The organism is Pseudomonas sp. JV245A (genome assembly GCF_032424515.1).
Classification (GTDB): Bacteria; Pseudomonadota; Gammaproteobacteria; order Pseudomonadales; family Pseudomonadaceae; genus Aquipseudomonas; species Aquipseudomonas protegens.
In genome coordinates, this window is record NZ_VYKE01000185.1 from 1 (window position 1) to 8,619 (window position 8,619).

Sequence of the window (8,619 nt, forward strand, 5' to 3'; positions counted from 1 at the left end):
GGTCCGGCACCCAGCCGCGGGGCATGGCCTACTGGGAGCGCCTGCACCAGATCATCCAGCAGGAGCCGGTCAACGAGCGCGACCGCTTCTACATGGCCATGCTCGCCAGCCTCGGCATCGAGAAGGACAAGCCCTTCAACCCCAACGAGCACCAGCGCCAGGCCCTGGAACAGGGCGCGCGCATGGGTGAGCTGATCGCCCAGGCCAATACCTTCGCCAAGCGCTTCGCCGATGCCCAGTACTGGCCAGACCGGCAATGGGACAAGGTGCTGAACATCGCCGACCCGTCCCAGCGCGTGGCCTATTACGACCAGTTGTGGGAACGCAGCGCCTGGTTCTACGAAGCGGTCACCAACACCAAGGGCATGGTGTCCAAGACCCCGGGCCTGGGCCAGACCTACCTCGGCGCCTACACCGACAACAACGGCCAGTGGCTGGACGGCGGCAAGCACTATCGCCTGCACCTGGGCAGCAACCCGCCGGCCAGGCAGTTCTGGTCGCTGACCGTCTACGACAGTGCCAGCCGCTGCCTGATCGACAACCCGCAGCGCAAGGCCGATCTGTCCTCGCGCCAGGACCTGAAGAAAAACCCCGACGGCTCCCTGGACCTGTATTTCGGCCCCAGCGCCCCCAAGGGCCTGGAAAGCAACTGGGTGCAGACCCTGCCGGGCAAGCACTGGTTCAGCTACTTCCGGCTCTACGCCCCCACCGAGGCCTACTTCGACAAGCGCTGGAAACTCGATGACATCACCCTGGTGCAGTAACGCCTGCCCCCCTGACTTTGGCGCAAGGATTCGAACGATGATCATCAAGGCTGTGATGCCCGGCTTGCTCGGGGTCTTGACGCTGGCCCTCAGCGGCCCGTCCCTGGGCGCCTTCAGCGCGACCGCGGAGCAGGCCCGGGGTATCGCCAAGCAGGCGTACCTCTACGGCTTTCCGGTGGTGGAGATGTACAAGACCCTCTACACCCAGGCCGTGGATCAGGGGGGGCCCAACTTCAAGGCACCGTTCAACCGCATCGGCGGTACCGCCCAGGTCTTCAGCCCCAAGGACACGGCCTTCGTCACCCCCAACTCGGACACCCCCTACTCCTTCGCCTGGCTCGACCTGCGGGCCGAACCCCAGGTACTGAGCCTGCCGGCCATCGATGCCCAGCGTTACTACTCGGTGCAGTTGATCGACCTCTACACCCAGAACTTCGACTACCTGGGCACCCGCAGCACCGGCAACCAGGGCGGCCACTACCTGATCGCCGGGCCTGACTGGCAAGGCCCCACGCCAGCCGGTATCGACAAGGTGCTGCACAGTGAAAGCAACATCGTCTACGCCCTGTACCGCACCCAATTGTTCGATGAAAAAGACCTGGAGCAGGTGCAGAAGATCCAGCAGAGCTACCAGGTCCAGGCGCTGAGCCAGTTCCTCGGCCGGCCGCCGCCCCCGGCACCGCCAGCGATCCACTGGCCCCCGCCCACCGCCACCATGAGCGACAGCCCGGAACTGTTCGGCTACCTGAACTTCATGCTGGCCTTCGCCCAGCCCCAGCCCGAGGAAAAGGACCTGCTGGCACGCCTGGCCAGTATCGGCATCATTCCCGGCCAGCCCTTCCCCCTCAAAGAGCTGGGCGGCGCGCAAAAGCAGGCCCTGGAAGACGGCATCAGCGACGGCAAGGCCGAATTCGCCGCCTTCAAGAAAGAACAGGTCGATACCCACAAGATCACCAGTGGCGACCTGTTCGGCAGCCGCCAGCACCTGCAGGACAACTACCTGTACCGCTACGCCGGGGCCAACATGGGGATCTTCGGCAACTCCGCCGAAGAGGCCAGCTATATCGGCTACTTCGTCGATGACCAGGGCCAGCCGCTCAACGCCGGCCAGCACCGCTACCGCCTGCACTTCGCCAAGGGCCAGTTGCCCCCGGCCAATGCCTTCTGGTCGCTGACGATGTACGACGGCAAGAGCAAGCTGCTGGTGGCCAACCCGCTGCAACGCTACCTGATCAACTCACGCATGCTGCCCTCGCTGAAAACCGACGCCGACGGCGGCCTGACCCTCCATGTGCAGCACCAGCCGCCGGCCAAGGAGCTGCAAAGCAACTGGTTGCCGGCCCCCGACGGCCCCTTCTACGGGGTGCTGCGGATCTACCTGCCCAAACCCGACGTCAGCAACGGCCAGTGGAAGATGCCGCCGCTGACGCCGGTCGCCCCTGAACAACAATAAGCGGAGCCCGTCATGCCCAGCCCTTCGCCCCTGCGTTCATCCCTGGCCCTTTGCCTGCTGGCGGCCAGCCCCTTGCTGCATGCCGCCGAAGGCGGGGTCGGCCGGCCCATCACCGGCCAGCAGATCTACTCCAATGCCGGGATCATCCCCCCGGAACCGGGCTGGGTGATGTCCCTGACCAGCATCTACTACGACGGCGAGCTCAAGGGCAGCGGCCAGGTGCCGATCATCGGCGATCTCAGCTCGGGGCTGAAAATGAAGGTGTCCTACACCATGGGCAACTTCACCCGGGTCTGGGACACCGGCAAGGGCCGCTGGAACTACGCCTCGGCCATCGGCGTGCCGGTGCAGTACACCGACATCCAGGCCAGCCTCACCGGCCCCCGCGGGCGCACGGTGGGTACCCAGGACAGCGGCACCCAGTTCGCCGACCTGCTGGTCACGCCGATCGCCGCCGGCTACCACATCAACGAGCGCGACCATATCGCCCTGTCGCTGCCGATCTACGTGCCCACCGGGGCCTACAACGACAACCGCCTGGCCAACCCCGGGCAGAACAACTACACCTTCATGCCGACCATCGCCTTCACCCATCTGGACGGCAAGGGCGGCGAATTCAGCCTGATGGGCGCCCTGGAGTTCTACACCCGCAACGACGCCGCCGACTACCGCAACGGCGACATCCTGCGCCTCGATGGCTTGTGGACCCACGGCTTCGGCAGCGGCTGGAACGCCGGGCTGGTGGTCGGTTACATCCAGCAGATCAGCGACGACCAGGGCCCCACCGCAGACAGACTCAACGGCTATCGCGGGCGCTCCGTGGGCGCCGGGCCGACCCTGGGCTGGAGCGGCAAGTTCGCCGATGCCCAGGCCAACATCAGCGCGCGCTGGATCCCCGAGTTCGACACCAAGAACCGCCCCGAGGGCAACGGCGTCAGCGTCAACCTGACCCTGGCCTTTTTCTGACAGGAGTGCGCCATGCCGCCTTATCCAAGGGTCCTTGTCGCCCTGCTCGGCCTGCTCTGGGCCGGTGCCCCGCTGCACGCCGCCGATGAGCTGGAACCTCTTGCCCTCGGCGCCCTGCAGCAGATGGGCAGCTACCTGCGCAGCCTGCGCGAGTTCGCGATCCAGGCCGACAGCGTCACCGACCAGTTGCTGGAAAGCGGCCAGGCCGTGGAGTTTCGCCACCACACCGAACTGCTGGCCCAGCGACCCGACAGGCTGCGGGTCAGTGTCGAAAGCCAGGGCGCGCGGCGCAGCCTGTACTACGACGGCGAAGCCTTCACCCTCTACGACAGCCGCGGCCCCTACTATGCCCGAGCCCCGGCGCCCGCCAGCATCGACGCTCTGGTACAGCGCCTGAGCGACAGCTACGGCATCGAACTGCCCCTGGCGGACCTGTTCCGCTGGGACGCCGACACCGCGCAGAAGGTCGGCCTGACGTCGGCGCTGTACATCGCCAGCGAGACCCTGGGCGACCAGCGTTGCGCCCACTACGCCTTCCGCCAGAGCGACATCGACTGGCAGCTGTGGCTGCGCGAAGGGCCCCGGCCCTTGCCCTGCCGCCTGGTCATCAGCCGCCGCGACAGCCCCGAGCAGCCGCGCCACAGTGTCGACTACCGCTGGCAACTCAAGTCGGCGCCAGGTGCCGCAAGCTTCGCCTTCAAGCCCCCGGCCGGCGCCACTCAGGTGCCATTGCGGCGCCTGGAGCGCAGCGCAGCACAAGGGGAGGTACAGCCATGAAGCGCAATCACTGGTTGCTGTACAGCGTCCTGACCCTTGGCCTGCTGCAAGTGTCCGCGGCCCAGGCCTGGCAATTGCGCGGCGGTGGCGGCGGTGCCCGCACCTTCGTCGTGCCCCACGGTGGGGGCGGCCCGGCGCCGAGGCCCATGCCCCAGCCGCGGCCGATGCCGCACCCCATGCCCCAGCCACCGCAACCGGCGCCGCATCCCGAGCCCCATCCCTATCCGCAGCCCCATCCCGGGCCAGGACCAGGGCCCGGCCCGCATCCTTATCCCGGCCCGGGCCCTGAGCCACACCCCTATCCAGGGCCAGGGCCCCAGCCTTATCCGGGGCCGCCCGGGCCACCGCCACCACCCCCCGATCACGGCGACGACTGGTACCACCCCTGGGCCGCAGCGGCGGTGGTCGGCGCCACCACCGCCGCGGCATTCGCCATCGGCACCCAGGTCGACAACGTGCCGCCGGACTGCGTTTCGGTGGTGGCCAGCGGCGTGGCCTACCAACACTGCGGCAACACCTGGTACCAGCCGCAATACATCGGCGGCAGCCTGCGCTACGTGGTCGTGGCGGCCCCCTGGTAATGGCTATGCACAAGGAACCGAGCATGAGCGCACGTAACGATATACAGGCCCTGCAAGCCAGCATCAGCGAAGCGGTGCTGGGCCAGGAAGCGGTGATCCGGCAGATCGTCATCGGCCTGCTGGGCAACGGCCACCTGCTGCTGGAAAGCCTGCCCGGGCTGGCCAAGACCCGCACGGTCAAGGCCCTGGCCCGGCACCTGGAGGCCAGCATGCGGCGCATCCAGTTCACCCCCGACCTGCTGCCCTCGGACATCACCGGCGCCGAAGTGCTGCACCAGGAACAGGGGCAGAACCAGATCCGCTTCCAGCCCGGGCCGCTGTTCGGCAACCTGATCCTGGCGGACGAGATCAACCGCGCTCCGGCCAAGGTCCAGGCAGCGCTGCTGGAAGCCATGGAGGAACGGCAGATCACCGTGGCCGGCACCAGCCATGCCCTGCCCGAGCTGTTCATCGTCCTGGCGACCCAGAACCCCATCGAGCAGGAAGGCACCTACCCCCTGCCGGAAGCGCAGATGGACCGCTTCCTGATGAAGGTGCTGCTGGACTACCCCCAGCCCGAGGACGAAAGCCAGGTGCTGCGCCTGCTGCGCGCCGAGGAACAGGCCCTGGGCAGCGCCACGCCCGGGGTGCCGGGCTTTGCCTTGTCCCAGCAGGTGATCTTCGATGCCCGTCGCGAAGTCGGCGCGGTGGCCGTGGCCCCGGCCATCGACCGCTACCTGATCGACCTGGTCAACGCCACCCGCCACCCCGCCGACTATCACCCGGACCTGGGGCGCTGGATCGCCATCGGCGCCAGCCCCCGGGGCGGCATCGGCCTGGATCGCTGCGCCCGTGCCGATGCCTGGCTGCAGGGCGAGGATTTCGTCAGCCCGGACAACGTGCGCAGGGTGCTGCACCCGGTGCTGCGCCACCGCCTGCAACTGAGCTACGACGCGGTGGCCGACGGCGTCGGCGCCGATCAGGTGCTGGACCTGCTGCTGGACAGCGTGGCCATCCCGGTCTGAGGAGAACCGCCATGGCAACGCCACTGCACGAAGCCGACGGGCAGGTCTATGTCGCCCTGAGCCAGCTGATGGCCCTGGAGTTCCAGGCCCGTTCCCTGAGTTTTGTCGCCCGCCAGCCACAAGCCAGCATCCTCGCCGGCAACCACGCCTCGCGCCTGCGCGGGCGCGGCCTGAACTTCGACGAACTGCGCCGCTACCAGCCCGGCGACGATCTGCGTCACCTGGACTGGCGCGCCACCTTGCGCACCGGCAAGGCGGTGGTGCGTACCTTCACCGAAGAGCGCGACCGCCCGGCGCTGATCCTGGTGGACCAGCGCATGTCGATGTTCTTCGGCTCGCGGCGGGCCTTCAAGTCGGCCCTGGCCGCAGAACTGGCGGCGCTGGCGGCGTGGATGGTGTTCCAGGCCGGTGACCGGGTCGGCGGCCTGGTGTTCAACGACCAGGACATCGACAGCCTCGCCCCGCTGCGTAGCCGCAAGCGCGTGGAAGCCCTGTGCAGCCGGATCGTCCAGCACAACCAGCAACTGCACGCCGGCAACCCCGACCATGAGGGCGACGCGCAGTTGGACCGGGTGCTGCAGCAATGCCTGAACCTCGCCGCCCACGACCATCTGGTCTGTATCGTCAGCGACTTCGCCGGCACCAGCCCGCGCACCCTGCAGTACCTGCGCCAACTGGCCCGGCACAACGACGTGATCGCCCTGCAGGTCTATGACCCCCTGGCCCTGGAACTGCCGCACAACGGCCGGCTGCTGGTGACCCAGGGCCAACTGCAAGTGGAACTGGCGGTGGAGCAGCGCCAGGTGCACCGGCCCCTGGGGGACTTCCTCAGTGGCCGGCTCAAGGACGTGGCCAGCCTGCTGCGCCGCAGCCAGGTGCCGCTGATGATGTTCAGCACGGCCCAGGAGGCCCTGGGACAACTGCGCAGCGAGCTGGGCAGGCTGGGAACGCCGCGGCGATGAACCCGACCCTCCCCAGCATCGACCAGTTGCAGGAAATGCCCCTGCCACCACCGCCCGCCTACCTGCCGCAGACCTGGGGCTGGGCCGTGCTGCTGGCCCTGCTGCTGCTCGGCGCCCTGGCCTGGGGCGCCCGGCGCTACTGGCGCTGGCGCCGGGATGCCTATCGGCGCGAAGCGCTGGCACAACTGGCCCGGCTGCAAGCCAGCGACGAGCGCATCCATGCCCTGCGCGCCTTGCCCGAACTGCTCAAGCGCGTGGCCCTGTCCATGCCCCCTGCCCCCCACGCATCCCGTGGGCGCCGGCTTGCCGGGGAAGCCCTTGCCACAGCCACCCGCGCTTTCGCGGGCAAGCCAGCGCCTGCAGGCCCGCGGGGGGTGGCGGCGCTGCGAGGGGCGGATTGGCAGGCCTTTTTGCAACAGCATTGCCCGCTACCGCTGCCCGATGATTTCAGCCAGCAACTGGCCCTGCTGGCCTACGCGCCCCAGGCGCAATTGCAGGCCCTCTCGCCCGCCCAGCAACAACAGCTGTTCGAGCAGTGCCGCACCTGGGTGGAGCAGCATCATGTGGCAGCTTGACTCTCCCTGGCTGTTGCTCCTGCTGCCGCTGCCCTGGTTCGGCTACCGCTGGCTGCCCGCCTACCGCGAGGCCCGCAGCGCGGTGCGGGTGCCGTTCTTCGCCGCCATGAGCCGCGCGGTCGGCCAGGCGCCGCAACCGTCCGGCAGCCGCCGCAACCGCGGGCAGTTGCTGCTCAACCTGCTGGTCTGGGCCCTGCTGGTGCTGGCGGTGGCGCGGCCGGTGTGGGTCGAGCCTCCCCTCGAACAGCAGCGGCCGGTACGCGACCTGATGCTCGCCATCGACCTCTCGCAATCGATGCAGACCCAGGATTTCAACGACGCCAACGGCCAGCGGATCGACCGTCTGAGCGCAGTGAAAGAAGTGGTCCAGGGCTTTATCCAGCGGCGCAAGGACGATCGCCTGGGGCTGATCGTGTTCGGCAGCGGCGCCTTTGCCCAGGCGCCCCTGACCCTGGACCACGCCAGCCTGAGCCTGCTGCTCGAAGACAGCGGGATCGGCATGGCCGGGCCCAACACTGCGATTGGCGACGCCATCGGCCTGGCGCTCAAGCTGCTGGAACAGGCCCATGAGCCAGAAAAAGTGCTGATCCTGCTCACCGACGGCAACGACACCAGCAGCGCCATCACCCCACAACACGCCGCCGCCATGGCCGCAGCCCGAGGCGTAGTGATCCATACCATCGGCATCGGGGACCCCAGCGCCGAAGGTGAAGCCAAGGTCGACCTGTCGGCCCTGGAGCAGATCGCCCGGACCACCGGTGGCCGTTACTTCCGCGCCGAGGACCGCAGCGCCCTGGACCAGGTCTACGCCACCCTCGACCGCCTCACCCCCCATCAAGTGCAGACCCTGCGCCACCAGCCCAAGCGCGATTTGTTCCATTGGCCCCTGGGCGCGGCCCTGGGCCTGCTGGTGCTGTATCACCTGCTGGCCTGGCTGGCGCCGCGCCTGCGCCCGAACCGGGTTCGCCCGCCGCAGGAGGCCTGAAATGCAGATCAACCTCAGCGACCTGCACCTCCTGCGCCCACTGTGGCTGCTGCTGATCATTCCCGGGGCCTTGCTGCCCTGGCTCTGGCAGCGCCGGCATGACCTGCAGGCCCGCCTGCGGGGCACCATTGCCCCACACCTGCTGACGCACCTGCTGGTCACCCCGCAGGACTCCCAGCGCCTGCGGCCGATGCATCTGCTCAGCGCGCTGCTGGTGCTGGGCGCCCTGGCCGCTGCCGGCCCCACCTGGGAACAGGACCGCCCGGATTTCCTGCACAACCGCGCACCGCTGATCATCGCCCTCGACCTGTCCCCCTCGATGAACGCCAGCGACCTGCCGCCCAGCCGCCTGGAGGCCGCCAAGCACAAGCTGCAGCAACTGGTGCAGCAACGCCATGGCGCCCGCACCGGGCTGATCGCCTACGCCGGCAGCGCCCACCTGGTACTGCCGGCCAGCGACGACCCGGCCTTGCTCGACAGCTTCATCCAGGCCCTGGGCAGCGATCTGATCCAGCGCCCGGGCAAGGATGTGCTGGGGGTGATCCGGCAAGC

Annotated in this window: 10 protein-coding genes; all 10 read left to right on the forward strand. The window is 68.4% G+C overall.

Annotated elements, in window-relative coordinates:
* The coding region (locus tag F6S12_RS27925) for a DUF1214 domain-containing protein (protein WP_315869559.1) at nucleotides 1–764 on the forward strand (764 nt) is incomplete at its 5' end.
* Nucleotides 765–819: 55 nt separating this feature from the next.
* Nucleotides 820–2,217 (forward strand): DUF1254 domain-containing protein, encoded by a 1,398-nt coding sequence (locus F6S12_RS27930; protein WP_315869564.1) that lies wholly within the window; start codon nucleotides 820–822, stop codon nucleotides 2,215–2,217.
* Between the two features lie 12 nt (nucleotides 2,218–2,229).
* The gene (locus F6S12_RS27935) at nucleotides 2,230–3,183 is read left to right on the forward strand and encodes a transporter (RefSeq protein ID WP_019095220.1); all 954 of its coding nucleotides are present in this window, start codon (nucleotides 2,230–2,232) and stop codon (nucleotides 3,181–3,183) included.
* Between the two features lie 12 nt (nucleotides 3,184–3,195).
* Entirely contained in the window at nucleotides 3,196–3,960 is a 765-nt protein-coding gene (locus F6S12_RS27940; protein ID WP_315869560.1) for a DUF2092 domain-containing protein, read from the forward strand.
* A complete protein-coding gene (locus F6S12_RS27945) occupies nucleotides 3,957–4,541 on the forward strand; it encodes a hypothetical protein (RefSeq protein ID WP_212806336.1) in 585 nt (194 codons plus the stop codon). Before F6S12_RS27940 ends, F6S12_RS27945 begins: the two co-directional genes overlap by 4 nt.
* A 23-nt stretch (nucleotides 4,542–4,564) precedes the next feature.
* Nucleotides 4,565–5,545: an AAA family ATPase gene (locus F6S12_RS27950; protein WP_315869561.1), complete on the forward strand. Its 981-nt coding sequence runs from the start codon at nucleotides 4,565–4,567 to the stop codon at nucleotides 5,543–5,545.
* Nucleotides 5,546–5,556: 11 nt separating this feature from the next.
* Nucleotides 5,557–6,507, forward strand: a complete 951-nt coding sequence (locus F6S12_RS27955) for a DUF58 domain-containing protein (protein WP_123430837.1) — start codon at nucleotides 5,557–5,559, stop codon at nucleotides 6,505–6,507.
* Nucleotides 6,504–7,082, forward strand: a complete 579-nt coding sequence (locus F6S12_RS27960; protein ID WP_315869562.1) for a DUF4381 domain-containing protein — start codon at nucleotides 6,504–6,506, stop codon at nucleotides 7,080–7,082. The genes F6S12_RS27955 and F6S12_RS27960 overlap by 4 nt, the downstream gene beginning before the upstream one ends.
* Nucleotides 7,069–8,067 carry a vWA domain-containing protein gene (locus tag F6S12_RS27965; protein ID WP_011061136.1) on the forward strand — a complete coding sequence of 333 codons (999 nt, stop codon included), beginning with the start codon at nucleotides 7,069–7,071 and terminating at the stop codon, nucleotides 8,065–8,067. The genes F6S12_RS27960 and F6S12_RS27965 overlap by 14 nt, the downstream gene beginning before the upstream one ends.
* Nucleotide 8,068: 1 nt before the next feature.
* Nucleotides 8,069–8,619, forward strand: a 551-nt coding sequence (locus tag F6S12_RS27970; RefSeq protein WP_315869563.1) for a vWA domain-containing protein, incomplete at its 3' end; no start/stop codon positions are given.